Origin of the sequence: Microbacterium sp. oral taxon 186 str. F0373 (genome assembly GCF_000411455.1) — a bacterium.
Classification (GTDB): Bacteria; Actinomycetota; Actinomycetes; order Actinomycetales; family Microbacteriaceae; genus Microbacterium.
This window is the reverse complement of record NZ_KE150457.1, coordinates 1,152,378-1,178,198: the sequence shown is the minus strand read 5'-3', so window position 1 is coordinate 1,178,198 and position 25,821 is coordinate 1,152,378. Positions and strand designations below refer to the sequence as shown.

Annotated in this window: 27 protein-coding genes and 1 tRNA gene; 10 read left to right on the top strand and 18 right to left on the bottom strand. The window is 70.0% G+C overall.

The window, feature by feature from the left end:
• Positions 1–20: 20 nt before the first annotated feature.
• The 7 genes from HMPREF1529_RS05480 to HMPREF1529_RS05455 form a co-directional block, all read right to left on the bottom strand.
• A complete protein-coding gene (locus tag HMPREF1529_RS05480; RefSeq protein WP_016464031.1) occupies positions 21–1,520 on the bottom strand; it encodes a sugar ABC transporter ATP-binding protein in 1,500 nt (499 codons plus the stop codon).
• A gap of 19 nt (positions 1,521–1,539) precedes the next feature.
• Entirely contained in the window at positions 1,540–2,295 is a 756-nt protein-coding gene (locus HMPREF1529_RS05475) for a sugar ABC transporter substrate-binding protein (RefSeq protein WP_016464030.1), read from the bottom strand.
• Positions 2,274–2,426, bottom strand: a complete 153-nt coding sequence (locus tag HMPREF1529_RS16070; protein WP_016464029.1) for a hypothetical protein — start codon at positions 2,424–2,426, stop codon at positions 2,274–2,276. Before HMPREF1529_RS16070 ends, HMPREF1529_RS05475 begins: the two co-directional genes overlap by 22 nt.
• Before the next feature lie 143 nt (positions 2,427–2,569).
• Entirely contained in the window at positions 2,570–4,219 is a 1,650-nt protein-coding gene (locus tag HMPREF1529_RS05470) for an amidohydrolase (protein WP_016464028.1), read from the bottom strand.
• Between the two features lie 184 nt (positions 4,220–4,403).
• A complete protein-coding gene (locus HMPREF1529_RS05465; protein ID WP_016464027.1) occupies positions 4,404–4,994 on the bottom strand; it encodes a TetR/AcrR family transcriptional regulator in 591 nt (196 codons plus the stop codon).
• 6 nt (positions 4,995–5,000) lie between these two features.
• Positions 5,001–6,833: a DEAD/DEAH box helicase gene (locus HMPREF1529_RS05460; protein WP_232212060.1), complete on the bottom strand. Its 1,833-nt coding sequence runs from the start codon at positions 6,831–6,833 to the stop codon at positions 5,001–5,003.
• 26 nt (positions 6,834–6,859) lie between these two features.
• The gene (locus HMPREF1529_RS05455) at positions 6,860–7,369 is read right to left on the bottom strand and encodes a DUF427 domain-containing protein (RefSeq protein WP_016464025.1); all 510 of its coding nucleotides are present in this window, start codon (positions 7,367–7,369) and stop codon (positions 6,860–6,862) included.
• Between the two features lie 36 nt (positions 7,370–7,405).
• On the opposite strand from HMPREF1529_RS05455, the gene HMPREF1529_RS05450 reads away from it, so the two are divergent.
• Entirely contained in the window at positions 7,406–8,002 is a 597-nt protein-coding gene (locus HMPREF1529_RS05450; RefSeq protein WP_016464024.1) for an LON peptidase substrate-binding domain-containing protein, read from the top strand.
• A gap of 9 nt (positions 8,003–8,011) precedes the next feature.
• On the opposite strand, the gene HMPREF1529_RS05445 is transcribed toward HMPREF1529_RS05450, so the two are convergent.
• The 4 genes from HMPREF1529_RS05445 to HMPREF1529_RS05430 all read right to left on the bottom strand — a co-directional run bounded on the left by HMPREF1529_RS05445 (position 8,012) and on the right by HMPREF1529_RS05430 (position 11,369).
• Positions 8,012–8,209, bottom strand: coding sequence for a hypothetical protein (locus HMPREF1529_RS05445; protein WP_232212059.1), 198 nt, complete (start codon positions 8,207–8,209; stop codon positions 8,012–8,014).
• A gap of 180 nt (positions 8,210–8,389) precedes the next feature.
• Positions 8,390–10,042 (bottom strand): BCCT family transporter, encoded by a 1,653-nt coding sequence (locus tag HMPREF1529_RS05440; RefSeq protein ID WP_016464022.1) that lies wholly within the window; start codon positions 10,040–10,042, stop codon positions 8,390–8,392.
• Positions 10,043–10,132: 90 nt separating this feature from the next.
• Entirely contained in the window at positions 10,133–10,738 is a 606-nt protein-coding gene (gene dcd, locus HMPREF1529_RS05435) for a dCTP deaminase (protein ID WP_016464021.1), read from the bottom strand.
• A 40-nt stretch (positions 10,739–10,778) separates the two neighbouring features.
• Positions 10,779–11,369, bottom strand: a complete 591-nt coding sequence (locus HMPREF1529_RS05430; RefSeq protein ID WP_016464020.1) for a TetR/AcrR family transcriptional regulator — start codon at positions 11,367–11,369, stop codon at positions 10,779–10,781.
• Between the two features lie 162 nt (positions 11,370–11,531).
• On the opposite strand from HMPREF1529_RS05430, the gene HMPREF1529_RS05425 reads away from it, so the two are divergent.
• From HMPREF1529_RS05425 to HMPREF1529_RS05415, 3 genes are read left to right on the top strand one after another with little or no spacing between them, the layout of a single operon-like run.
• A complete protein-coding gene (locus HMPREF1529_RS05425; protein WP_016464019.1) occupies positions 11,532–12,128 on the top strand; it encodes a DUF6230 family protein in 597 nt (198 codons plus the stop codon).
• Entirely contained in the window at positions 12,119–12,631 is a 513-nt protein-coding gene (locus tag HMPREF1529_RS05420) for a DUF6114 domain-containing protein (RefSeq protein ID WP_016464018.1), read from the top strand. The genes HMPREF1529_RS05425 and HMPREF1529_RS05420 overlap by 10 nt, the downstream gene beginning before the upstream one ends.
• Entirely contained in the window at positions 12,628–13,365 is a 738-nt protein-coding gene (locus tag HMPREF1529_RS05415) for a hypothetical protein (RefSeq protein ID WP_016464017.1), read from the top strand. The genes HMPREF1529_RS05420 and HMPREF1529_RS05415 overlap by 4 nt, the downstream gene beginning before the upstream one ends.
• A 46-nt stretch (positions 13,366–13,411) precedes the next feature.
• Here HMPREF1529_RS05415 and HMPREF1529_RS05410 read toward each other — a convergent pair whose 3' ends face one another.
• Positions 13,412–14,248: an alpha/beta fold hydrolase gene (locus HMPREF1529_RS05410; RefSeq protein ID WP_016464016.1), complete on the bottom strand. Its 837-nt coding sequence runs from the start codon at positions 14,246–14,248 to the stop codon at positions 13,412–13,414.
• A 153-nt stretch (positions 14,249–14,401) separates the two neighbouring features.
• Between HMPREF1529_RS05410 and HMPREF1529_RS05405 the strand changes: the two genes are divergently transcribed.
• The 3 genes from HMPREF1529_RS05405 to HMPREF1529_RS05395 all read left to right on the top strand — a co-directional run bounded on the left by HMPREF1529_RS05405 (position 14,402) and on the right by HMPREF1529_RS05395 (position 16,673).
• Positions 14,402–14,475 (top strand) — tRNA-Gly (locus HMPREF1529_RS05405).
• Positions 14,476–14,509: 34 nt separating this feature from the next.
• Positions 14,510–15,388: a hypothetical protein gene (locus HMPREF1529_RS05400; protein ID WP_016464015.1), complete on the top strand. Its 879-nt coding sequence runs from the start codon at positions 14,510–14,512 to the stop codon at positions 15,386–15,388.
• A 124-nt stretch (positions 15,389–15,512) separates the two neighbouring features.
• Positions 15,513–16,673: a low temperature requirement protein A gene (locus HMPREF1529_RS05395; protein WP_016464014.1), complete on the top strand. Its 1,161-nt coding sequence runs from the start codon at positions 15,513–15,515 to the stop codon at positions 16,671–16,673.
• On the opposite strand, the gene HMPREF1529_RS05390 is transcribed toward HMPREF1529_RS05395, so the two are convergent.
• The 3 genes from HMPREF1529_RS05390 to HMPREF1529_RS05380 form a co-directional block, all read right to left on the bottom strand.
• Positions 16,646–17,305: a peptidase M23 gene (locus HMPREF1529_RS05390; RefSeq protein ID WP_232212057.1), complete on the bottom strand. Its 660-nt coding sequence runs from the start codon at positions 17,303–17,305 to the stop codon at positions 16,646–16,648. The two genes, HMPREF1529_RS05395 and HMPREF1529_RS05390, sit on opposite strands and share 28 nt — an antisense overlap.
• An 88-nt stretch (positions 17,306–17,393) precedes the next feature.
• Positions 17,394–18,281, bottom strand: coding sequence for an EamA family transporter (locus HMPREF1529_RS05385; protein ID WP_016464013.1), 888 nt, complete (start codon positions 18,279–18,281; stop codon positions 17,394–17,396).
• Between the two features lie 35 nt (positions 18,282–18,316).
• The gene (locus HMPREF1529_RS05380) at positions 18,317–19,579 is read right to left on the bottom strand and encodes a serine hydrolase domain-containing protein (protein ID WP_016464012.1); all 1,263 of its coding nucleotides are present in this window, start codon (positions 19,577–19,579) and stop codon (positions 18,317–18,319) included.
• A gap of 147 nt (positions 19,580–19,726) precedes the next feature.
• Between HMPREF1529_RS05380 and HMPREF1529_RS05375 the strand changes: the two genes are divergently transcribed.
• Together HMPREF1529_RS05375 and HMPREF1529_RS05370 are read left to right on the top strand one after the other, a co-directional pair.
• Positions 19,727–20,038 (top strand): DUF2470 domain-containing protein, encoded by a 312-nt coding sequence (locus HMPREF1529_RS05375; RefSeq protein WP_005051782.1) that lies wholly within the window; start codon positions 19,727–19,729, stop codon positions 20,036–20,038.
• Between the two features lie 83 nt (positions 20,039–20,121).
• Complete coding sequence (locus HMPREF1529_RS05370) at positions 20,122–20,781, top strand: biliverdin-producing heme oxygenase (protein WP_016464011.1); 660 nt, start codon at positions 20,122–20,124, stop codon at positions 20,779–20,781.
• Between the two features lie 28 nt (positions 20,782–20,809).
• Here the strand turns inward: HMPREF1529_RS05370 and HMPREF1529_RS05365 are convergent, their stop codons facing one another.
• Entirely contained in the window at positions 20,810–22,195 is a 1,386-nt protein-coding gene (locus tag HMPREF1529_RS05365) for an AAA family ATPase (RefSeq protein WP_036282757.1), read from the bottom strand.
• Positions 22,196–22,242: 47 nt separating this feature from the next.
• On the opposite strand from HMPREF1529_RS05365, the gene HMPREF1529_RS05360 reads away from it, so the two are divergent.
• Positions 22,243–23,340 carry a hypothetical protein gene (locus tag HMPREF1529_RS05360; RefSeq protein WP_016464010.1) on the top strand — a complete coding sequence of 366 codons (1,098 nt, stop codon included), beginning with the start codon at positions 22,243–22,245 and terminating at the stop codon, positions 23,338–23,340.
• A 20-nt stretch (positions 23,341–23,360) separates the two neighbouring features.
• Here the strand turns inward: HMPREF1529_RS05360 and HMPREF1529_RS05355 are convergent, their stop codons facing one another.
• Both HMPREF1529_RS05355 and HMPREF1529_RS05350 read right to left on the bottom strand, forming a co-directional pair.
• Entirely contained in the window at positions 23,361–25,349 is a 1,989-nt protein-coding gene (locus tag HMPREF1529_RS05355) for a cytochrome c oxidase assembly protein (protein WP_036282754.1), read from the bottom strand.
• Between the two features lie 99 nt (positions 25,350–25,448).
• Positions 25,449–25,727, bottom strand: a complete 279-nt coding sequence (locus tag HMPREF1529_RS05350) for an HU family DNA-binding protein (RefSeq protein WP_005051774.1) — start codon at positions 25,725–25,727, stop codon at positions 25,449–25,451.
• Positions 25,728–25,821 lie beyond the last annotated feature (94 nt).

The following is a 25,821-nucleotide window of genomic DNA, read 5'->3' as shown; positions in this document are numbered from 1 at the left end:
GGTGACCGCGGCGACGGCGCTCAGGCCGCGGAGCTCTGGGAATGGATGAGGGCGAGGAGGTGCTCCTCGCTGCTGACGCGGGCGTCGATCTCATCGATCGGTCGGCCCTTGTGCATGACGAGGACGCGGTGGGCGAGGGCGATGACCTCTTCGGGCTCGTTCGTCGCGAAGACGACGGCCGCGCCGTTGTCGGCGGCGAAGGAGCGGATGACCTCGTAGATCTCGGACCGTGCGCCGACGTCGACCCCTTGAGTCGGGTCGTCGAGCAGGAGCACGCGCACGTCGCTGGTCGGGTTGACCCACCGACCGAACAGGAGCTTCTGCTGGTTGCCGCCGGAGAACCGGGCGGCGGCGAGACGCGGCGTCGCCGGGCGCAGGGAGAGATCGGCGGCGGCGCGCGCGAACACGTCCGCCTCGCGGCCTCGCCGCCGCACGCCGCCGCGAGACAGTGTCTGCATCGCCCGTACGACGAGGTTGTCCATCGCCGGCAGTGTGCCGAACAGGCCCTGCGTCGTCCGATCCCCGGGAACGAGCGCGATGCGCGAGGACAGCGCCGTCTCGGGGGAGGAGAGCCTGGCCGGCCGGCTGTCGACGAGCACCTCCCCCGAGTCGTGCCTACGCGCGCCGAACAGCATCTCCAGCAATCTCGTGCGGCTCGATCCGACGAGGCCGTAGAGCGCGACGATCTCGCCCGGGCGCACCGCGAGATCGATCGGCCCGAGTCCCGGACCGCGGAACTCCCGCACGGTGAGCACCGCGGCGGCATCCTCGTCGATCGGCGAGGGGGCCGGATGCTCGCCGGCGTGACCGTCGCTGATCGCCGCGACGAGCTGAGGCTTGGTGAACGTGCGATCGGACGCCGTCCAGACCACCCGACCTCCGCGGAGCACGGTGACCCGGTCCGCGAGACGCATGACCTCTTCCAGCAGGTGTGTCACGTACAGGATCGCGATGCCCTGCGCGGCCAGTGATTCGACGAGCGCGGCGAGGTTGGCCGCCTCCACGGGCGAGAGCGCGGCGCTCGGCTCGTCGAGGACGAGGAGCCGAGCGTCGCGCTGGAGCGCTTTGGCGATCTCGACTAGCTGACGCTGCCCGATGGACAACTCCCCGACGAGGTCGTGCGGCTGGCAGGCCGCGCCGACCCGCTCGAGCGAGAGCCGTGCGAGGCGGTTCTGCTCGCTGCGGTCGAGGACGATACCGCCTCGGGTGAGCTCCTGCCCGAGGAACAGGTTGTCGGCCACCGTGAGCCCCTCGACCAAGGACAGGTGCTGATAGATGACCGCGATCCCGTTGTCGATCGAGGTGCGCGGGGTCAGTGCACCCACACTCACGCCGTCGATATCGATCTCACCGCCCGATGGCGTGGTGCCGCCGCCGAGGCAGCCGATGAGGGTCGACTTGCCGGCGCCGTTGTGCCCGAGGAGCGCGTGAACGCTCCCGGACGCGATCTCGAGGTCGACGTCGTCAAGGGCGAGCGTCGCGCCGTAGCGCTTGGTGAGGCCGGTGATCGTGACGGTCATCGCGTGCTCCGCTTCCGGTTCAGCCGCCGAAGGCGGTGATGAGGGCGTCCAGGCCGGGGTAGTCGGCGGTGACGAGGGCGACGTCGACGTTGAAGACGCCGTCGGGCAGGGTGCCCGCGGCCTTGTCGAGCGGGACGTCGATGACGGCGTTGCCGATCTTGACCGGGTCGATCGTGGTCAGCGCGCGGACGAACTCGCCGCGCTTCATCGCCTGCAGCAGCGAGAGGTTGCCGTCGAGGCCGCCGACGTAGGTCGACGCATCGTTCGCCGCACGGCCCGCTGTGATCAGCGACTGGTAGGCCCCCTGAGCCGCGTCTCCGGCCGCAGCGAGCACGATGTTGACATCGGGGTTCTGCGACAGGACCGAGTTGGTCACCGACATCCCCTGTTCGGGAGTGATGCCCTGCTGTTTGGCGACCACCTGCACGCCGGGCGCGGTCGCGGTCAGACCGTCGACGATGCCCCGGGACCGCTCACGACCGAGCTGAATGGTGTCGTCGATGAGCAGCAGCACCTTGCCCTTGCCGGCCAGGTGGGCGTTGGCCCACTCACCGGCGTTCTTGCCCAGCGCATAGCCCGAGTCGTAGAAGCTGAACTGCAGCGACGCGTCCTGGTTCTGGAGGTCGCCGCCGTACGTCACCCAGATCGACCCCTGACTGCGAAAGCCGGCGGCGATGCTCTCGATGGCGGCCGGATCCATCGGGAAGCTGACCACCGCTCCCGGCTTCTTGGTCAGCCAGGTGTTCAGGTTGCTCACCTGGGCGGACAGGTCCATGTTGTCGTTCGTGAGCTCGTGGTGGCGCCGGTGGCGGCCGGTTCGGTGGTCGTGCCACAGGCGGTGAGTGCGAGAGTCGCCGTGGTGAGGGCGGCGAGGGCGAGGACGCCGCGACGGGTGGAGGTGCGCATGCGTTTTCCTTTCCAGGATCGATGAGGGCGGCGATCGGCGGGCACGCCGAACACCGGTGGTGCCGTGGAGCGGATGGTGCTGTGGTGCGGATGACGCTGTGGTGCGGGTGAAGAGCCCGTGCGAGCGGGGCGGATGCCTCGGGTCAGGCGGGTGCGTACACGAGCGCCCCGGCGAACCAGGTGCCCAGCGTGACGGTGGTGGCAAGCTCGGCCGGCGCGACCGCGAACGGATCGCGGTCGATGACGACGAAGTCGGCGGACTTCCCGGCCTCGATCGAGCCGATGCGATCGGCGAGACCGAGGGCGCTCGCCCCACCACGCGTATAGGCGTAGAGCGCTTCGCGCACGGTGATCGCCTGATCGGCCGCCACCGTTCCCGGCACGAGGCCGTACGGATCGGCGCGCGTGACGAGGCTGCTGATGGCGGCCCACGGGTTGGGGTCGGGAGAGACGGGCCAGTCCGAACCGCACGCCACGGTGGTCCCGGCATCCAGGAGGTCACGGTTGGGATGGATGCGCGCCATCACGTCCGGCTCGAGCACCGAGTCGAGCGCATCCATGATGACGCTCGGCGACCAGAGGGCGGGGGAGATCTCGGCGACCACGCCCAGCGCGGCCAGTCGCGGAACGTCCTCGGGAGAGACGAACTGGCCGTGCGCGATGTGGAAGACGGCATCGATGCCCTCCGCGCGCACCTGCTCGACGGCGTCGAGGACATACCGCACCGAGGCGTCGCCCGTGCAGTGGACCTTGACGCCGATGCCCTGGCCCCCCGCGGTCCGCAGCCATCCGAGCAGTTCTTCCGGAGGCATCGTCGTCGTGCCGTGGAAGCACGCGCCGTGCGGCCCGCCGTCACGGTAGGGCTGGAGGAAGGCGGCCGTGTAGGCGGGCGGCACACCGTCCAGGAAGATCTTCGCGAAGTCCGGCAGGTGGTGCGCCGTACGGAACTGCTCGCGCATAGCGAAGAGGTCGGTCCCCAGCACCGTGGTGCCGAAGATGAAGTCGTTGACGAGCATCGCCGACACAGCCCACGCGGACAGCTCCCCGCGCTCGTCGAGAAGTGCAAGGCCTGCCATGAGGTCCTCGGATGCCGAGGCGTCCATGAACGCCGTGATGCCGCGCTCGTTCATGATCTCGACGCCGCGCCGCGAGCAGCGCGCCCAGAAGTCCGCGCCCGCGGGAGCGGACTCGGCGCGTGCCGCCTCCACGAGTGCTCCAGCGGCCTCGATCAGGACGCCGGTCAGAGCTCCCGACGCGTCGCGGAGGATCTGACCTCCGCGCGGATCGGGCGAGTCGGCCGTGAGTCCCGCCGCCGCCATGGCCGCCGTGTTGGCCCAGCGGTTGTGCAGCGAGTCGTCGGACAGCAGCACCTTCTTGCCGGCGCTGGCCGCGTCCAGCGCCGCGAGCGCGGACGGGTCGGCGAGCGCGGAGAACAGGCCCGATCCCCACGATCCGCCGACGATCCACTCGTCGTCCGGATGCTGCTGCGCCCACGCCGCAATCGTCGCGACGATCTCATCGACGCCGGCGGTGTCGGGGAACGAGCACTCGAACAGCTCCGCCCGCCCCGCCGTCGAGTGGTGGTTGTGGGCGTCGACGAGGCCCGGGATCACGACGGCACCGCCGAGGTCTTCGACGAGCGTCGCGGGCCCGATCAGGGCGGAGAGCTCTTCGTCTGTGCCGACGGCGACGATACGGCCGTCGCGCACGGCGAAGCCCTGCGCGACGGTCTCGGTGTCGTCGAAGGTGTGCACGCGCGCGTTGCGGACGACCAGGTCGACGGGATCGCTCATTCTCACTCCTCGACCGCTGCGGGTTTTTCTTATACAGCGGTAGAGCCAAAATGACATCGCGGCGTCGTCAGTGCAATGCGCAGAAGCGGTCTGGGCCGAGATTTTGCACGGCTGTTACATGCCGAAACGCGATGGGCACACGGCCGGCCTCAGATGACCGCCGTGTGACGATGACCGTGGCGGCTCAGCGGGCCGCGAGCAGCAGGGAGTCGATGAGCGCCGAGAGGCGGTCAGGCGTCGCGGTCTCGGGCATCAGGACCGCCGATGCCTGCACGCCGTTGGTCGTGGCGAGCAGATGATCGATGTAGGCGCGGCGATCACCCGGGACCGAGATCTCCCCGGCATCCGACATCTCCGCCAGAAGATCCGCGAACTCGCTCTCCCACTGGCTCATGAGTTGCAGGTAGAGCGCCCGCATGTCGGGATCGTGCGCGGCGTACTCGAGGAAGGGGATGACGATGCGCGACTCGAGCAGGCGCTCCTCATCGAGGGGGAACAGCTGCTCGAGGAAGGCGCGCAACGCCGCCGCCCCGCGCAGCCCTCGGGCGCGCTCGTCGGCGTAGCGCCGGCTGGTGACGTCGAAGATGTGGCGGAACGCGGCCGCGAGGATCGCCCGTTTGCTGGGGAAGTAGACCGCGAGCGCGCCATTGGCCACACCGAGCTCGTCCGCGAGTCCCCGCATCGTCGTGGCCTCGATGCCGTTGCGGGCGATGACGCGCCAGGTCGCCTGCACGATCTCGGCACGCCGAGCATCGTGATCGACGATCTTCGGCACGACCGGTCAGTCCCTCCGCGGACGACGCTCGCCGCGGTCGCGGTCGTCGCGGTCCGGACGCTTCGCGGAGCGCTGGAAGCGGTCGGGCTTGATCTCGATGAGACGGCCGCTGATGCGAGTGTCCTCCAGTCGCTTCAGGGTGTCGCGTGGAAGGTCGGCGGGCAGTTCGACGAGCGAGAAGTCGGGACGGATCTGGATTGCGCCGAAGTCCTCGCGGCGCAGGCCTCCCTCGTTCGCGAGTGCACCGACGATCTGACGCGGCTCGACCTTGTGCCGACGCCCCACTTCGATGCGGTAGGTCGCGGTAGGCCCGCCCGAGCGACGCCGATCGTCGCGGCGGGGACGATCGTCACGGTCGCCGCGATCACGGTCGCCGCGGTCGTCACGGTCGAACCGTTCACGCCGCGCCGGCGCGGGCTGGTCCTCGTCGAGCAGCAGCGGGGTCTCGCCCTGCGCGACGACGGCGAGCGCCGCTGCGACATCCGCCTCGGGCACGTCGTGGTGGGTGACGTAGTGGTTGATGATGTCGCGAAAGCGGTCGATGCGCTCGGTCTCGGCGAGCGCCGCCGTGATCGCGTCGTCGAAGCGGGTGAGGCGCGTCGCGTTGACGTCCTCGGCGCTCGGCAGCGACATCTCGGTGAGCGGCTGTCGCGTCGCCTTCTCGATCGAGGCGAGCATGCGCCGCTCACGCGGGGTGACGAAGCTGATCGCGTCGCCCGAGCGGCCGGCGCGGCCCGTGCGGCCGATGCGGTGGACGTACGACTCCGTGTCGATCGGCAGGTCGAAGTTGACGACGTGGCTGATGCGCTCGACGTCGAGGCCGCGCGCGGCGACGTCGGTGGCGACGAGGATGTCGAGCTTGCCGTCCTTGAGCTGATTGACGGTGCGCTCGCGCTGCACCTGCGCGACGTCGCCGTTGATGGCGGCCGCCGCATAGCCGCGGGCGCGCAGCTTCTCGGCGAGGGTCTCGGTCTCGTTCTTGGTGCGCGTGAACACGATCATGCCCTCGAAGTTCTCGACTTCGAGGATGCGGGTGAGCGCATCGACCTTCTGCGGGTACGACACGATCAGGTAGCGCTGCGTGATGTTGGTCGCCGTCGAGGTCTTCGCCTTGACGTTGATCTCCTCGGCATCCTTCAGATACGTGCCCGCGAGACGGCGGATCTGGGCGGGCATGGTCGCGGAGAAGAGCGCGACCTGCTTGCCGGCGGGGGTGTCGGCGAGGATCGTCTCGACGTCTTCGGCGAAGCCCATCTTGAGCATCTCGTCGGCCTCGTCGAGCACGAGGAAGCGCAGCTCGGAGAGGTCGAGCGTGCCCTTGTCGAGGTGGTCCATGATGCGGCCGGGGGTACCGACGACGATGTGCACACCGCGGCGGAGCGCCGACAGCTGCTGACCGTAGCCCTGGCCGCCGTAGACGGGCAGCACGTGGACGCCGCGGAGGTGACCCGCGTACGACTCGAACGCCTCGCACACCTGCAGCGCGAGCTCGCGCGTCGGCGCGAGCACGAGCGCCTGCGGCGTCTTCTGCGAGAGGTCCAGCTGCGACAGGATCGGCAGCGCGAACGCCGCGGTCTTGCCCGTTCCCGTCTGCGCGGTGCCGAGGACGTCGCGACCGGCCAGCAGCGGCGGGATCGTCGCGGCCTGGATCGCCGACGGCGTCTCGTAGCCCACGTCCTTCAGCGCTTTGAGGACCGCGGCGTCGAGGCCGAGATCGGCGAAGCCGGGGGTCGACGGCGCAGCGGTGGATGCCGGGGCGGATGCCGAGGAATCGGCGTCGGTCTGGGTGTCGGGCGCGGGCGCGGCCTCGAGGGGATCGGTCAAGCTGTCAGAGGCCATAGACCCACGGTAGCCGCCCGACGCCGTCACCACCCCATCGAACCCGGGATGCCTTTGTACGGCCCGAGGATGTTCGCCGTGATCCAGCCGCCGTAGAAGCCTCCCGGCTGCGGCGTGACGACCTCGCCGTCGACCGTGCACTCGTCCATCGCGGCGGCGTACACGGCGACACGGTCGCGCAGCACTGCGTACCCCGGCGCGGGATGCGGATAGTTCCACGCGGCTCCCGCCCGCGTGATGCCCCCGCCCACGACGTCGAGATAGCGCGCGGCGCCCTTGAACTCGCAGAACGAGGTGCCCTCGGCATCCACGAGGGAGCCGGGGGCGAAGTCGGAGATCGGCAGGTAGTAGACGGGCGGATGGCTGGTCTCGAGCACGCGGACGGCGTCGTGGGTGTCGGCGATGAGCTGGCCGCCGAGGCGGATGGCGACACGCACAGGGACCGGCTCGACGCGCGGCGGACGCGGATAGTCCCAGACCGACTCCTGTCCGGGGCCGGGAACGTCGGGGCGGATCGAGGCGGGAAGGCGAGGCACGCGCCCACTGTACGTCCGTCGGTGTTGACTGGGCGCATGACCGTCATGCCGATGTTTCCTCTCGGATCGGTGCTCTTCCCCCACACGCCTCTGCCGCTGCGCGTCTTCGAGCCGCGCTACCTGCGTCTGATGGGCGAGCTGCTCGACAGCGACGATCCGCAGTTCGGGGTCGTGCTCATCGACCGCGGGCACGAGACCGGCGGCGGCGACCAGCGCTCCGGCATCGGCACGCTCGCCCGTCTGGTCGATGTCGCCGCCGGGGCGGACGCCCTGCAGGTGGTCGCTGTCGGCACCGACCGCTTCACCGTGGACCGCTGGCTGGACGACGACCCCTATCCGCGGGCGGAGGTCACGCTGCAGGAGCCGCTGCCGTGGAACGATGCGCTGACGCCGTTGCGCACGGAAGCCGAGGCCATCGTGCGTCGCGTGCTCGGCCGGTTTCCCGACGCCCCCTGGGGAGCGCACATCGAGCTGTCGTCCGACCCCGTCGCCGCCGCCTGGCAGATCGCCGCGATCGCGCCGCTCGTGGAGTACGACCAGCAACGCCTGCTGCGCGCGACGACGATGGGCGGCCTGCTTCAGCAGATCATCGACCTGACCCTCGAGGTCGACGAGATCTGGCCCGAGGAGTGAGCTGCGACCTCAGCCGCGCGGCCAGGCCGCCGCGAGCTTCGTGAGCAGCCGGGCGAGCTCCGCCGCGCCCTCTGGCACGATCGCGCGCAGGCCCTCGGCGCGGAGGGCGACCCCGATGAGGGCCACCACCCACGCCACCGTGGAGGGTTCGGCCCCCGCGTCCGCCGCTTCGGTCCGCACCGGCACGGCTTCGGACCCGGCGGACACGGTTTCGGGCGCGGCGTCCACATCGATGCCGAACGCGACGGCGACGGATGCCGCGACCGCTCACCCCGCCACCGTGACGCCGAGGGCGCCTACGAGCGCGGCTTCGCGGCCGGATTCACCGAGGGACGCACCGCCGCGAGCGCGTGAGCGTCCCGCGCGTGATCGCGTGCGCCGGCAGGCTCAGCGTGGCGTGCGTCGCCACCATCCCGGCATCCGCACGCCCTGCTCGTTGCCGCGTTCGACGTCGAGCCCGTAGTGCTCGCCGACGTAGTCGACGAGCTGGGCCCGCTGGGCACGGTCGTAGACCCGTCGCTCCCGCCGGAAGGCGATCACCGTCGACCAGCAGATGAGGAGCATGACGACACTGAACGGCAAGGCGATCGTGACCGCCGCCGTCTGCAGCGCCGACAGGCCTCCGGCCAGCAGCAGGGCGACCGCCAGCACCGCAGTCGCGAGCGTGAAGAACACGCGCACCCACCGCTTCGGCTCGACGTCGCCGCCGGTGGCCAGCATCCCCATCACGAGCGCACCCGAGTCCGCCGAGGTGACGAAGAAGATGCCGATGAGCAGGATGGCGCCCACCGTCAGCACCGGTCCGGCCGGCAGGTGGGCGAACAGCTGGAAGAGCGCGCCCTGCAGATCGACCGTCCCGTCGGGTGCGCGCATCGATCCCGGCACCGTCAGTTCCTGGTACAGCGCCGAGCCTCCGAGGACGGCGAACCAGAGGATGCCGACGAGCGTGGGCACGATCAGCACGCCCAAGACGAACTCACGGACCGTGCGCCCCTTGCTCACCCGGGCGATGAAGATGCCGACGAACGGCGCCCACGAGATCCACCAGCCCCAGTAGAACGACGTCCACGAGGCCTGCCACTGCTCGCCGGCCTCGCCCTGGAAGGCGCTGACCGTGAAGCTCAGGCCGACGAAGTTCTGCAGGTAGGCGCCGATCGACTGCACCCACTCCCGCAGGAGGTACTCGGTGTGCCCCGCGATGAGGATGAACACGAGCAGCGCTGCTGCCAGCAGCAGGTTGAAGCTCGACAGCCACTTCATGCCCTTGCCGACGCCCGACAGCACGGACAGCAGCACGAAGATCGTGATGACGCCGATGATGACGATCTGCATCGTCGTGTCGGGAGTGCCCAGGCCGGCGCTGGACAGGCCCGCGCCGATCTGCATGACGCCCAGCCCGAGCGAGGTGGCGACGCCGAAGACGGTGCCGACGAGGGCCAGGGTGTCGATCGCGTTTCCCCACGCCCCGCGTACGCGATGACCGAGGAGCGGCTCCAGCGCCCAGCGGATGGAGATCGGCCGGCGCCGACGGTGGATCGCGTAGGCGAGGGCGACGCCGATCACGACGTAGATCGCCCACGCCTGCACACCCCAGTGCAGGTAGGTCTGGATGAGCGCGCTCTGCGCCAGCTGCGCATCGGTGCCGGTGACGCCCGGGCGCGGTGTGACGTAGTGGCTGAGCGGCTCGCTGACGCCGTAGAACACGAGCCCGATGCCCATGCCCGCCGCGAACAGCAGCGAGAACCAGGCACCGAGGGAGAACTCCGGCTCGTCGTCGTCTTTGCCCAGCTTGATCTCGCCGAAGCGGCTGAAGCCCAGGACGAGCGCGAACGCGACGAAGAACGCCGCGATCAGGACGTAGTACCAGCTGAAGGTTCGGATGATCGCGCCCTGGATGGTCGCGAACGCGGTCTCTGCGGCCGAGGGGAAGATCACCGCGAATGCGGCAACGGCGACGATGATGACGGCGGCGGGCCAGAACACCCAGCGCGCGAGCGGACGGGGGGCGAGCGGATCGGCGGCCGGGGCAGTCTCGGTCATCGTTTCAGGGTAGCCACGCACGCGGCGACGGCCGAGTCCTGGCCCCTTCCGGGCAACTCTGATAAAGCTGCGGCGGCGGTCGGCGCGCGCTCAGGCCCCGCGAGCGCCCGCGTCCGTCGCGCCGACGTCGGTGCGGTGGAAGTTCTGGAACGAGCGCGACGCCGTCGGGCCCCGCTGCCCGTGATAGCGGTTGAGGTAGGGGCCGGTGCCGTAGGGGTTCTCCGCCGCAGAGGACAGCCGGAAGAAGCACAGCTGACCGATCTTCATGCCGGGCCACAGCTTGATCGGCAGCGTGGCGACGTTCGAGAGTTCGAGGGTGACGTGACCGGAGAATCCGGGGTCGATGAAGCCCGCGGTCGAGTGGGTCAGCAGGCCGAGGCGTCCGAGCGACGACTTGCCCTCCAGGCGTGCGGCGATGTCGTCGGGGAGCGTCACCTGTTCGAACGTCGAGCCGAGGACGAACTCGCCCGGGTGCAGGATGAACGCCTCGTCGGGGCGCACCTCGATGAGGTGGGTGAGGTCGGGCTGGTCTTCGGCGGGATCGATGAAGGGGTACTTGTGGTTGTCGAACAGCCGGAAGTAGCGATCCAGACGCACGTCCACACTCGAGGGCTGCACCATCGCGGCATCCCACGGGTCGAGTCCGACGCGGCCGGAGGAGATCTCGGTGCGGATATCGCGGTCACTGAGCAGCACGCGGCCAGCCTACTGTCCGCGGCGGGCGAGCGCGGCGCGCTCAGTGGTCGACGGATGCCGCGATCGCCAGCGCCGAACGCGACAGGAAGGCGACGATCTCGCCGGCGGGCCGGTCGGACTCGAGCCCGAGCTCGATGAGCACGTCCTCCGCGAACGCGACCCAGGCGCGCGCGGCCACCGACAGCAGGGGCGAGTCGGCGTGACCCAGCTCGTGGAAGACCTCGACGATGCGATGCGCGTTCTCGTCGCGGGCCTCATCGACGAGTTCGCGGACGACGGGGTCGCCGCTGGCGACGCCCCGCACCAGCGAGTAGAAGGTTCCGCGGTGGGCGCGAACGAACGCGACGATCCGCTCGATCGTGTCGTCGAGGCGGGCGCGCGGCGGCAGCTCCGCGCGGGGGGCGGATGCCGCGATCAGCGCGTCGCGGGCGGTCGTGACCACCGCGGTGTGCAGGCCCTGGCGCGTGCCGAAGTAGTGGAAGACGAGTGCGCGCGAGACGTCCTCCCGTTCGGCGAGCGCCTCGATGGTCAGCTCGTCCAGCGGCTGCGACGCGAGGAACGCGACCCCCGAGGCGATCAGCTGGGCGCGCCGATCCTCCCGCGACAGGCGCCGCCGCTGCTCCGTGGACATGTCCTCGACCCTACCGACGAGGTGGGCACGGTCCCACGGGCAGTTTTCGTGAGATTTCTCTCACAGTGACGGCATCCTTATTGACTGATTGTCAATTGAGGCGCACAGTCGATGATCGAACGCGTCGGCAGCGGAGCCGGCGCCCCGGCATCCGGAGGATCGATGAGACTCTCGAACCCGACTCGCTCCCGCGCGGGACGCATCACCCTCGCCACCATCCCCGTCGTCCTCGCCTCGACGTTCCTCCTCGGAGGCGTCGCACAGGGCGCCGTTCCGGTCTCGTTCGCGGTCTCCGGCAGCCAGTTCCAGATCAGCGCGTCCAAGCTCGAAGGCACCGGCTTCTCGCAGTACGCGGGCGTGACGCAAGACACCGCGGGCGGCTCGCACAACGTCGCGATCGCCAACATCGCGTCGGCGCAGCTCTACGACCTCTGCCAGTCGGTGATCTCCGACACCCCGCTGGGCAAGGTGGGCGTGCTCATCACGGCGGGCGGCGGCGGCAACCCGGCCACCGCGAGCGACCTGCAGATCGGCATGACCGACCTCAAGGGCGATTCGTCGTTCTCCAACATCCGCATCGGCGTCGACGCCTCGACCGTGAACACGGCGGCGAAGGGCTCGGCGGGCGACTTCGCTCAGGATGCCGACAGCGTCACGATCAACAACCTCCAGCAGATCTCGTGGAGCACGCAGGCCTCGGTCTTCACGCTCACCGGGATGTCGCTGAAGCTGACGGACGGATCGAGCGGATGCTTCTGACACGCCGGGCCGCGCGCACAGCTGAGCCCACTGCCGAGTCTGCATCCGAGCCCGAGGACCGGACAGAGCCGACGCCCACGGCCGATCGACCGGCGCGCGCCTGGCGGAAGGATCGGCCGCTCGTCGGCGGCATCCTGCTCATCGTCGGCGGCCTCGCGATGTTCGGCTCGAGCCAGCTCGACTTCGGGCGCCTGCACATCCACCTCGGCATCGAGGGTCTGCAGGCGGTCGTGATCCCGCTGCTGCTCATCGTGCTGGGCGCCCTCGTCATCGCGACCCCGGCGCACCGCATCCTGTACGGAGTGATCGCGCTGGCCACCAGCGTCTACTCGATCGTGGGGGTGAACCTCGGCGGGTTCCTGATCGGGTTCGTGCTGTCGGCGATCGGAGGCATCCTCGCGGTGTCGTGGATGCCGAGAGCCGCGCGCACGGCGGAGTCGGAGCAGACGGCTGAGGCGGATGCCGAGGAGGCGATCGTTTCCGACGAGGCGGTCACGCGATGACCGCGCGGCGTGCTCGTTCCGCGCTGCGGGCGGCCGCGCTCCTCGCGCTGGTGCCGAGCGTGATCGGCACCGCAGCCCTTCCGGCGGCGGCCGTGGAGACCTCTGGCGCGCAGCCCACCGAGTGGTGCATCCCGATCATCATGCCCTGCCACTCGTCGCCGTCCCCGACGCCCAGTCCGTCACCGTCGGCGAGCGCGTCGGTTCCCGGCATCCCGAGCCTGCCGACCGTCCCCGGTCTTCCGGAGCCCGGGCAGCCCTCGCCGTCTCCGTCGCCGTCGGAAGGTACCACCCCGCCGGCGGTGGCGCCCATCGCCGACGAGCAGGGTCCCGTCTTCACGCAGCCGTCGGCCCAGCTCGGGTCGAAGTCGCTGTCGTTCAGCGGGCTGCGCGGCATCTCGGTCGTGACCGTTCCCCTCGCCGACGGGTCGCGGACGACGGCGTTGAAGCTCGAAGCCGACCGCATCACGATCTCCGGATTCAGCCTGACCGTCCGGCGCGACACCGGCCCCATCTTGACGACGACGGCCGACACGATGACCCTCGACGGGCACGTGGCGGTCTACATCAACTCGCTCAGCGCGACCCTTCCGGGTGGAAAGTTGCTCACGCTGGGCGCCGACACCCCGCCGCCCGCCGAAGGCCTCGACTCGATGTTCGGCGTGACCCTCGGCCTCGTCGGATCGACGGCCGATGCGATCACCTACACGAACACGGTGCAGCACCTGTCGGAGTGACGGGGAGTGCGGCGCCCAGCGCAGCGGGCGGTTCGCGAACGGACGGTCAGGACTGGATGAACGCGAGGATGTCGGGGTTGATGACGTCCGCGTGCGTGGTCAGCATGCCGTGCGGGTAGCCCTCGTAGATCTTGAGGGTCGAGTTCTGCAGCAGCTCGTGCTGCAGAAGCGCGGCGGCCTTGTACGGCACGACCTGGTCGTCGTCACCCTGCAGCACGAGCACCGGAACGGTGATGGCCTTGAGGTCTTCGGTCTGGTCGGTCTCGGAGAACGCCTTGATGCCGAGGTAGTGGGCCTGCGCGCTGCCGGTCATCCCCTGCCGCCACCAGTTGTCGATGACGGGCTGGGACGGCGTGACGCCCTCGCGGTTGAAGCCGTAGAAGGGGCCGGATGCCACAGCCTCGAAGAACTCGGCACGGTTGGCAGCGAGGGCCTCACGGAAGCCGTCGAACACCACCAGCGGGGTGCCCTCGGGGTTGCTGTCGCTCTGCAGCATGATCGGGGGCACGGCGGCGACGAGCACGGCCTTGGCGACGCGGCCCTGGGGCTCGCCGTACTTCGCGACGTAGCGCGCGACCTGGCCGCCTCCCGTGGAGTGGCCGATGTGGACGGCGTTTCGCAGGTCGAGGTGCTCGACGACGGCGCTCACGTCGCTGGCGTAGTGGTCCATGTCATGACCGGTGGCGATCTGCGACGAGCGCCCGTGGCCGCGGCGATCGGAGGCGATCACGCGGTAGCCCTTGTCGAGGAAGTAGAGCAGCTGCGCGTCCCAGTCGTCGGACGAGAGGGGCCAGCCGTGGTGGAAGACGATGGGCTGGGCGTCGGCGCTCCCCCAGTCCTTGTAGTAGATCTCCGCGCCGTCTTCGGTGGTGACGTAGGCCATGATCGGTCCTCCGGGTCGTGTGGATGGGTGCGCTCGATCCGAGCGTGTTCACGCTAACCGCGGCATCCGCTGACCCGTTCCTACATCTGTACAGACGTTCGGGGCCGCGACTTTCGTGGGTATGCTGGACGGGCACGGCCGTCAGGTCGTCATGGGGCTGTAGTTCAATGGCAGAACTTCTGCTTCCCAAGCAGACAGCGCGGGTTCGATTCCCGTCAGCCCCTCCACTCGCTCCCCATCCCGCCTCATAGGCTGGACGTCATGAGCCTCACCGATCCGAAAGCCGCGGCCGCCGAACGGGATCGAAAGCTCGTCGGCTCGCCACGGGCACTGACGGCCACCATCCTCTGGGGGCTCGCCGGCTTCGCCGCCGCAGCGGTCATCGGCTTCGGCATCGGCGGCTTCTTCGACCAGGTGCGCGTCGTGTCGATCAACAGCGTGTTCAGCACCTGGGACGGCGGCATCCCCGTCGCCGTCCGATCGACGGCCCTGCCGGTGGGCATCATCGCCAGCATCATCACGATGGGCGCCTACTCGGCGTGGAACCACCGCTACACGGGCCGGCGCACGTACTACGCCTTCCTCGGCCCGGCATCGATCGTCCTTCTCGGCCTCGCGACCGGCGTGCTCCTCTCGCTGCCGATGTGGGCGACGCCGGATGCCGTGGGCGTCGCCGTCGACCCCGTCTTCCATGAGGACGAGGCCTGGGGCGTCGGCGCGTGGATCATGTACACGGGCATCTGGTGGCTGCCGGGCATCTTCATCGCCCTGGGTCTCACCAGCATCGTCGGCCGCCTGCGCGCGCAGCGCTTCCACCGGCGCAACGCCGACCTGGCCGCCGAACTCCTGACCACCGGCCGCCTGGTCGACGCCGAGGTCACCTCGTCGCCGCAGCTGTCGACGGAGGCGATGGCCGCCTCGCGCGCCGCGGTCTCCCTCACGTTCGCGTTCGATGACGGCCAGGGTGCGCGCCGCTGGGTCACCTGCCTGGCCCTCCTGCCGCCGCGCGAAGTGCCCGCCGAGGGCGCGTCGCGCCCCCTGGTGTTCGACCCCCGCACGCCCTCCGACGTGAAGCGGATCTTCGTCTCTCCGACGGGAGACCTCGAGCCCTCGGCGTTCGTCGCCGTGCGTGCTGCCTGAATCGGACACCGACGCCGACGCGCCTGGTATCTTTCCCCGTGCCGCGCACCGCACGGGGGCGGGTGATCGGGGGATCATGACGCACGACGCCTCTCCTCACCGCACACGCTGGGGCCTGCGACGGATGACAGCGCGCGACGCGCACGAGCAGCACCGCGCCGCCAGCCCGCTCGAGCTCTTCTTCGACCTCGTGTTCGTGGTCGCCGTGTCGCTGTCGTCGCAGCAGCTGCACCACATGGAGGCCCAGGGCGAGCTGGGCGTCGCCGTCATGAGCTACATCATGGTGTTCTTCGCGATCTGGTGGGCGTGGATGAACTTCACCTGGTTCGGCACCTCGTTCGCCGTCGACGATTGGCTGTACCGCGTCATGACCATCCTGCAGATGGCGGGCGTCCTCGTGCTCGCCAGCGGCACCGCCTCCGCGATGGAACATCAGGACTTCACGATCGTGACTCTCGGCTACGTGATCATGCGGTTGGCGATGGTGGGGCAATGGCTGCGCGCGGCGGCATCCGTGCCCGAGTTCCGCCGGGTGTGCCTACGTTACGCGGGCGCAATCGCGCTGGTGCAGGTGGCGTGGGTGCTGCGCCTCCTGCTGCCACCCATGGCCGGAGTCGTCGCGTTCTTCGTCCTCGCGCTCGCCGAGTCACTGGTACCGGTCTGGGCGGAGCGCGACGGCCACGCACCGTGGAACGCCCACCACATCACCGAGCGCTACAGCCTGTTCACCCTGATCCTGCTCGGCGAGTCGATCCTCGCCTCCGCCGGGGCGATCATCGAGGCACTGCAGAAGCAAGAGCACCTCGCCGAGCTCATCGTCGTGTCGGTCGCCGCGCTGGCGATCGCGGCGGGCATGTGGTGGGTGTACTTCTCGCGCGAGCACACCGGACACATCCGCACCCTCGCGTCGTCCATCCGCTACGGCTACTTCCACTACGTGATCTTCGCGGCTGCCGGCGCCTTCTCGGCCGGCATCGAGGTCGCCGTCGACGACATCGACCACGAGACGCGACTGTCGAGCATCGCCGCGCACGCCACTCTCACCGTGCCCGTCGCCGTGTTCATCCTCGGCATCTGGCTGCTGACACTGCGCGTGCAGCTGACGGCGGTCGGCAACACGGTTCTGCTGTGCGGAGCGGCCGCGATCGTCGGCGCCACCTTCGTCCCCTCGACGCTCGGCATGCTGCTGACCGCCGCGGCAGGAACCGTGGCTGCGGTCGTCGGGGTCGAGAAGAGAAGACCGCAGACGAACGCCCGTCAGAGGCAGGTGTCGACGACGGCCTGATCGTCGAGCACGGCGACGATGCGCTCGGCCAGGGGCCAGTACGGGGCGTAGTGCGTCGGATCGCGATTGATCTGCACCCGATGGGCGACCTCCGTCGGCTCCGTGGCCGACCGCTCCGGCTCAGGAACTTTCTCGGCCATGGCACGGTAGAACAGGCTCGCCGCCGTGTACGGGTCGAGCCGCTGCTCACGCGTTCCCCAGCCGTCCTGCTGCTGGAACAGACCGATCGAGGTCGTGCGCGAGCCGTCCGGGTTGGTCACTCCGCTCGTCTCCCAGTCGCCGTAGTCGATGTTCTGCAGACTCGACTCCCCCAGCGCCGTCATCACCGCGATCGTCTGGTCGCGCACAGGCAGTCCGGCATCGCGGCCAGCCGCCACGATGCTGCGTGCGTTGTCGAGCTGCTGCCGCCCGAATCCCTCGGCCTCCGCGCAGACGGCGGCATGGCGAACGGCCTGCCCGATCGCGACCCCCGCCACGCCCAGCCCGACGGCGAGCACGGCCACCACCGCCAAGGCGACCACCCGCCGACGACGCAGCTGCCGCCGCCGTCGGGCGCTGAGCACCGGACGACGGCGAACGGATCGACGCCTCGCCGAGCCGCCGCGGCCGGATGTCGAGGAGCGCGGGGTCACCGCGGCATCCTGTCATGCGCGACTATCCGTCACCCGAACGTCGGCTGATCACCGCCCGGCGGGCACCCGACGATGGGATGGCGCCGCCTCAGCCGATCGGCTCCACGGCATCGCGCACACGGCGCCCGGCGGCGCGCACGGCGCCGATGGATGCCGCGATCACCAGGACGATTCCCACGATCTCCAGCCACGCGAGATGCTGTCCGAGCAACGCCCAGCCGGCCAACGCCGCGACCGCCGGGGCGAGCGACATCAGAATGGCGAACGCCGCCGCCGGCAGGCGCCGCAGCGCGATCAGCTCGAACGCGTACGGCAGCGTCGACGACAGCAGGGCGACCGCGGCGCCGAGCGCGAGCATCTCCGGCCGCAGCAGCGCTGCGCCCGCCTGGACGATGCCGAACGGCAGCGACAGCACGCCGCCGATCGCCATCGCGATGGCCAGCCCGTCCAGGCGCGGGAACGCGGCGCCCACGCGCGCCGACGCGAGGATGTAGATCGCCCAGCTCGCCGCGGCTCCGAGCGCGCACAGCACGCCGAGGAGGTCGAGTCGATCCCATCCGCCGCCGGCCAGGGCGACGACGCCGAGGAGTGCGACGCCGGCCCACAGCCAGGACGAACGACGGCGCCCGGCGATGATCGACAGCGCGAGCGGGCCGAGCACCTCGATCGTGACCGTCACTCCCAGCGGCAGCCGTTGCAGCGCGAGGTAGAACAGCCCGTTCATCGTGCCCAGGACGACGCCGAACACGATGACATCGCGCCACGCGTTCGCCCCGTGCCCGCGCAGCCGTGGCCGCGCGACGGCCAGAAGGATCAGCGCGGAGAACGCGAGGCGCAGCATCACCATGCCCAGGGCGCCGACGTGCGGGAACAGCGTGACCGCGATCGCGGCGCCGCCCTCCTGACACACCAGTCCGGCGACGACGAGGCCGACCGCGGCCGGCGCTCCAGATGCGGGTGTGCGCGCGGCGCTCACACGGCGCTCATCGGCAGCTCACACCGTGCTCGATCTCACGGGATTGGGCAGACCGCAGCGGCGGTGACCTGCGCGGCCATGTCCTCCGCCGTCCACGGCAGCCCCGCCTGCGGGGCGGTGCGTCCCGCAGCCGCCGGCGCCTTCGACGCGATGGCCGCCAGCTCCCACGCGAGACTGCGGACGAGGTCGCTCGACGCCCGTGAGTTGTTCAACGTGACGACGACGCTCATCCCGGTCGTGCGGTCGGCGAACGCGGCCGTCAGCGCACCGGGGACCGAGCCGTACTGCCCGATGAGGCTGCCGGCTTGGTACGCCCCGCCGCGCGCGGTGAACCACGACGGACCGTTCGCCACCGCCGGCAGCGGGTTCTCGAAGCGGCCCGGCGCGTCGTAGGGACGCAGCCCCATCGCCAGCGCCTGCACGTATCGCCCCGTGTCGGTGAGGTCGCTGATGACACCGGATGCCGTGAAGCCGGCACTCGACGACAGGCCGACCACCGGGGTGGGCGCGGTGCACGCCGCGCTGCCATCGGCCGCGGTGCCCGTCCACAGGCCGTCCAGCTCGGCGGTGCCGTTGTCGGGCAGCGACGAGGAGGTCATCCCGTTCGGACCGAACACGTACTGCTGAAAGAGCTGCGCCGCGGTCTTGTTGGTCGCGCGCTCGAGGGCGAAACCCAGCAGCACATAGCTGGTGTCGGAGTCGGCGAACACGGTTCCGGGCTGGGTGGTCGATTCGCGCGACATCCCGAAGGCCATCAGCTCCCGCGGCGTCCAGACACGGGAGGGAGTGGCGCGTATGCGCGCGTCGATGCTCGGATCGTACGGACCGATCCCCGACGTCGAGTCGCAGAGCTGACCGAGCGTCAGGCCGTCCCGAGCGCCCTGGTCCCCCAGGCCCGTCACATATTTGCCGACCGGATCATCCAGCGAGACCACGCCGTCGTGGACGAGCCCGTAGAGCACGTCGCAGGTCATCGACCGCGTCACCGCACCGGCGTGGAAGGTCATGGCGTCGTTCACCGCGGCGCCGCCGGGAGCGACCGTGCCGACGCCCGCGTCCCAGACACCCGCCCACGGAACACGCACGCCTACGATCGCAGCCGAAGCCCCCGAGGCCGCCACCGCACGCTCGACGGCCGTCTGCAACTGGGCCTGCACATCGCCGCCGATGGCGGCATCCACCTGATCCGGCAGTGGCAGCGCTACCGTGTCGGTCGACGAGCACGCGGCCAGCGCGATCGCCACCGCGAGCGTGCCGGCTACCGCCGCAAGACGCCGCGATCGACGAAAAGTCCGCATCCTCACCCCCTGGTCAGTCCTTTCAGCGTAGATCACGATGCGCAGACGACCCGACGCCGTGACGCTCCTGTGACGATTCCGTCGCGGGAGCCATTGCGCCGGCGCAGACCCGTGGCACCGCGCACACCCGCCCCTAAGGTGGGTGCCATGGCGCACACCTTCGACGACGACACGCTGACCGGCGTTCTCGGCCACATGAACGACGACCACTCCGACGACAACCTGCTCATCGCGCGGGCGTTCGCGCCGGAGGTCGACGTCGTGGCGTCCGAGATGGTCACGTTCGACGGCGCGGCCGGTCAGTGGCACGTCACACTGGCCGACGGCGGCGAGGACGTCATCCGCGTCCCCTGGCCCGGCGGGCAGATCAGCGAGCGGCGGGACGTGCGCCGCGAGATCGTCGCGCTGTACGACGAGGCGTGTGCACGACTGGGGATCACTCCGCGCCCGCACGGATGAGCGCAGGGGCCGTCCGGGTACTCAGCGATCCCGCAGAAAACCTTCAGTTTAGGTGAGCCTTAGTTTCAGATACACTGACGGCTGTGACCGAGCCGATCCCGTTCTCCACCGCCCTGCGCGAGCGTTCGCGCACCGCCCACTCCGGCAGCGAGCACGCCGGGTTCATGGACGACCTCATGCGCGGTCGCGGCACGCGCGACGACTACGTCGCGCTCGTCGCCCAGCACTGGTTCATCTACGAGGCCCTCGAGGCCGCTGCCGACGCGATGCGCGATGACCCTGTGGCCGCGCCCTTCATCAGCGAGAAGCTCACGCGCCTGCCCGCCATCGAGGCGGATCTCGCCTTCCTCATCGGCGACGACTGGCGCGAACGCATCGCGCCGCTGCCGACGACGCGCCGCTACGTCGAGCGCATCCGCGAGGTGGGCGCGACCTGGCCGGGCGGCTTCGTGGCCCATCACTACACGCGCTACCTCGGCGACCTCTCCGGGGGCCTGTTCATCGGAAAGCTCATGGCGCGCCAGTTCGGCTTCGAGACGAACGGCATCGGCTTCTACCTCTTCGACGAGATTGCCGACCCCACCGCTTTCAAGGATGTCTATCGCGAGCAGCTCGACGCCGTCGCATGGGATGCCGCGGAGCGCGAGCGCGTCATCGACGAGGTGCTGGCCGCGTACCAGTTCAACACCGACCTCTTCGTCGATCTCGCCACCGCCAAGGCCGCCGCCGCGGCATCCGCCTGACCCCGCGTTTCGACTCCTCGCGGGCGGGTCAGAAGCCCGCGGCGCGGACCCCGGCCATGAACCGGCGGACGTCGGCATCCACGAGGATGTCGCTCGGGCGCAGCGGGCGCGACAGGTAGAGGCCGTCGAGCGAGGTCAACCGCGACAACGCCACGTACGTCTGCCCGGGTGCGAACGCCCCCGAGCCCAGGTCGATGACGGCGCGGTCGTACGTCTTGCCCTGCGACTTGTGGATGGTCACCGCCCAGGCCAGTCGCAGCGGGAACTGCGTGAACTCCGCGACGATCTCGCGGGTGAGCTTTCGCGAGCCCGGGTCATACGCGTAGCGGAACCTCTCCCAGACGGCCGGCTCGACGTCGACCTCTTCACCGTCCAGCTCGACCCGCACCGTCCCCCCGGCGATGCGTGTGACGGTGCCGATCGAGCCGTTCACCCAGCGCGGGCCGTCGCCGCGACCGCCCACATCGTTGCGGAGGAACATGACCTGCGCGCCGACTTTGAGCTGCAGCTCGGTGTCGGCGGGGTACGACGCCTCGCCCCGCCCGAAGTCGCCGCTCACGTCGGCACGCGCCGTTTGCACCGGGCCCGGCAGGGCGTCGAGGTGGCGCTGGTTGATGCGCGACACGATGTCGTTGCGGGTCGCCAGGGTGATGATCGGAGGCTCGCCCTCGACCGGCTCGGGCACCGGACGGGCGCCCGCGGCGTTCAGCATGCCCGCGATCTCTGCGGTCACGACCCCGTGGCGCACGGCGTTGAGCATGGCCTTGAAGCCGTCGTCGGCCTGGCGGTGGATCTGGCGCAGTTCACGGATGTGCAGGGGCGCCCCGACGCGGCCGAGATCGAGCAGCCCGTCGGAGCGGATCGCCGAGCCGTCCGTCGAGGGGCCCGCCCACACCTGGGCGTCGAAGAACCAGAACGAGCGGTAGTGGTCCTGGATGTAGCGCAGCTCATCGCCGCGCGGCGGCACGGGCGAGAGCTGGTAGGGGTCGCCGAACATGATGATCTGCACGCCGCCGAACGGCTCCGAGCGCCGGCCCCGCGCCTGGCGGAGCGAGCGGTCGATGGCATCCATCAGATCGGCGTTGACCATCGACACCTCATCGATGACGAGGGTGTCGATCGCCTTGAGCACCCGCCGCGCGGGTTCGGACTGCTCCAGCTCGCTGTCGGCGATGAGGCCGATCGGCAACCGGAAGAGGGAGTGGATCGTCTGTCCCTCGACGTTCAGGGCAGCCACCCCCGTCGGGGCGCAGACGGCGATCTGCTTCTCGGTGTTCCACGCCAGATGCTGCAGGAGGGTGGACTTGCCGGTGCCCGCGCGCCCGGTCACGAAAACGTGCTCCCGCGTGTCCTCGATGAGGCGGAAGAGCTCCTCCTGCTCGGCGGAGAGGGAGGGGATGCTCACCGGATCCATGCTAGCCATCAGGAAGGGTTTCCTAGACTGGAGCTGTGGACGGGGTGGTGGGTGATGACGTGCGCGCCGCGGAGGCGGGCACGGATGCCGCGACGCGCCGTTCCCCGGCACGCCGCAGAAGCCGCCGACTGGCCCTCGACCTGACCGCCCTGTCTGTCGTCGGCCTGCTCCTGGTGGGCGCGATCGGGGCGGCGACCGCCACGGTGTACCGCGATCTGTACAGCCCCGGCGCCTTCGTCACGCGCTATCTCGATCTGCTCAGCCAGGGGCGCGTACCCGAAGCCCTTGCCCTGCCCGGTGTGCCGATCGAATCCTCCGAACTCACGGATGCCGGGCTTCCCGCCGATGCGAGCGAAGCCCTCCTGCGCCGCGCGGCGCTTGCCCCGCTCAGCGACATCCGGGTGGTCGGCGAGCAGGAATCCGACGGCGTCGAACTCGTGACGGTGTCGTACCACGCCGGCCCGCACTCCGGGACGTCCACGTTCCGCGTGGAGCGGGCAGGGTGGGTCGGACTGGCCCCGACCTGGCGATTCGCGCAGAGCCCGCTGGCGGTGATCGATCTGACCCTGCGCGGTGCCACCGCCTTCTCCGTCAACGGGTTCGCGATCGACACCCGACAGGTGTCGCCCAACGGCACGAAGGCCGATCCCCTGGCGCCGGTCGCGCTGCTGGTGTTCTCGCCCGGCCTCTACTCGATCTCGGTCGACACCCCGGTCTCCTCCAGCCCGGGAGTAGCGGTTCTTTCCGATACGCCGCAGGCCGAGGTGCCCGTAGACATCCAGACGCAGCCGACCTCCACCTTCGTCGATGTCGTACAGGAGCGCGTCGAGTCGTTCCTCACCGCCTGCACGACCCAGCAGGTGCTGCAGCCCACCGGGTGCCCGTTCGGGCTGCAGGTGCGCAACCGCATCCTCGAGCCCCCGGTGTGGTCCATGGTGAACCAGCCCAAGATCTCCCTGCAGCCCGATGGCGCCGGATGGTCGATCGTTCCCGCGGATGCCACGGCGCACGTGGTCGTCGACATCAAGTCGATCTTCGACGGCACGGTGACCCACGTCGACGAGGACGTGCCGTTCCGGGTCGGCGGCACGATCACGATGCTCCCGGACGGGACCGCCTCGATCCAGGTGCAGTCCAGCGGCTGAGACCGACGGGGCCTCCGCCGTCAGCGCGTGACGCGGGCTTCCCGCGCGTCGCGGGCCGCGAGCTGCGCGAGCTTCGCGTTATACGCTTCGAGCTCGGCATCCCCCGTCCGATCCGCATGACGATCGCCCCGACGCTGGGCACGCTCATCGGTGCGACTCCACTGGATCGCCACCGTGATCGCCAGAATCAGGGTCGGGATCTCGCCGATCGACCACGCGATGCCGCCCCCGGTGTACTGGTCCACCAGCGGGGGCTCACCCCACGTGCGCCCCATCGAGCCGAACCACTCGGCCACGAACAGGCCCGACGACATCATGATCGAGATGCCGAAGAACGCGTGCATCGCCATCACACCGATCAGCGTGAGGAGCCGGAACGGGTAGGGGTAGCGCAGCGGCACGGGGTCGATGCCGACCAAAGACTGCACGAACAGGTAGCCCGAGATGAGGAAGTGGGCGACCATCCACTCGTGTCCCAGGTGGTCGTAGAGCGTCCAGCGGAAGAGGTCGGTGTAGTAGAACGCCCAGAGCGATCCGACGAACATCGCGGCCGCGAACAGCGGGTGGGTGACCACGCGGGCGAACGGCGTGTGCACCGCCCAGAGGATCCACTCGCGCCCGCCGCGCGAACCGTCGTCGCGCTTGGCGATGGCCCGGGAGGCCAGGGTGACGGGAGCGCCGAAGACGAGCATCATCGGAATGGCCATCGTCAGCAGCATGTGGCCCATCATGTGCATGCTGAACAGATAGTCCTGATAGGCGTTGATCGGACCGCTCGTCACCCAGAGCAGGGAGAGCATGCCCAGCACCCACAGCAGCGTGCGGTAGATCGGCCAGCGATCGCCCCGGCGGTGCAGACGCCACGCACCGGCGAGGTAGAAGAAGAGACCGAAGCCGACGGCGAACGCCCACAGGATGTCGATGTCCCACTGCGTGAACCAGCGCGAGATGGTCAGTTCGGGGGGCAGAGGCACCTCGGTGAGGATCTCCGCCGGCGTCTTGACGTCGGGAAGGCGCGTGTCGACCGGCGGCGGCGTGCGCGACAGCGCCACCGCCGCCCCGCTGGCGATGCCCATGAAGACGATTTCGAGCGTGACCAGACCCCAGAACCGCCGCGATGAGCGCTCTGCGCTCGGCTTCTCGTCACGCTGGATGCGGGAAATGAGCCCGGTGCGGTACCGCGCACCGAGCGCTCCCATCAGCAGCAGGGCGACCACCTTCACGCCGAGCAGGGCGCCGTAGGCCGACAGCAGGTACTTGGGCTCGACGATGCCGACGGCCGCGCGCGCGACTCCCGAGAGCGAGACGACGACGAAGGCCACCAGGGCGATGCTCGAGTACCGCGCGAGGGCGTCGCCCAGCGCGGCGCCACGCAGCTGGGGTCGCAGCACCATCAGCAGCAGCAGGCCGCCGAGCCAGGCGGCGGCCGCGATGATGTGCAGCGCGAGTGCGGAGACCGCGATGTTGTGGCCGGCGTCGTCGCCGGAATGGCCCTGCGTCGCCATCGGCACGAGGCTGGCGATGGCCAGCGCGGCGACGAACAAGGTCGAGATCCATCCGCGGACGGCGAAGGTGAGCACCGTGAGCGCCGCTCCGGCAAGGGTGGTCAGCGCCCAGGCGCGCCCCGGGTCGGTCGACACGAGAAAGCGCCCCAGCTGGCCGCCGAACTCGGCACCCGCGTTCGGGGTGGCGTTGAAGATGTTGACGAACGTGAAGAAGGCGGTGAACCCGCTTGCGACGGTGAAGAGGGCGGCCGAGATGGATGCCACGTCCAGCGCCGTGTCGAAGGGGCGCTCCCCGGCGCGCAGCGCGAACAGCGCGAGCACGAGGGATCCGATCATGCCCGCCGCCGACAGGTTCACGCCGAGGGTGACGATCGGCAGCCCCCAGCGCACGACCGGACCGGCGTCGCCGACGAGCAGCGGGGCGGCGCCCCCGCCGAACAGGAGCCCGAGCACGAGGGAGACGAGGGCGGCCGCGACGAGGATCGCCGGGCCCACGAAACGCATCACTCGGGTCGGGATCACCCGTCCAGCCTACGCGGCGCCGGACACGCCAAAGGGGGGATGCCGAGCGGCATCCCCCCTTTGGCGTGTGAAGGGCCGTGCTTACTTGACGGCAGCCTTGAGCTTGGAGCCCGCGGTGACCTTGACGCGCTTGCCGGCGGCGATCTTGATCTCCTCGCCCGTCTGCGGGTTGCGGCCCGTACGCGCGGCGGTGGCGACCTGCTCGAACGAGAGGAAGCCGGGGATCGTGACCTTCTCGCCCTTGGCGACGGCCTCAGAGACAGCCGAGAACAGGCCGTCGACGACGCGGCCGACGGTGGCCTGGCTCTCGCCGGTGGCGCTGGCGATGCTTGCGACGAGCTCAGTCTTGGTGATAGCCATTGGGGTTGTCCTCCAGACGGCAGCGGATGCCGCCTTCAGTGAGATCGGACCGGACGGCGAACGCCCGGTTTGGTCGATGGGACCGCACCCGAAT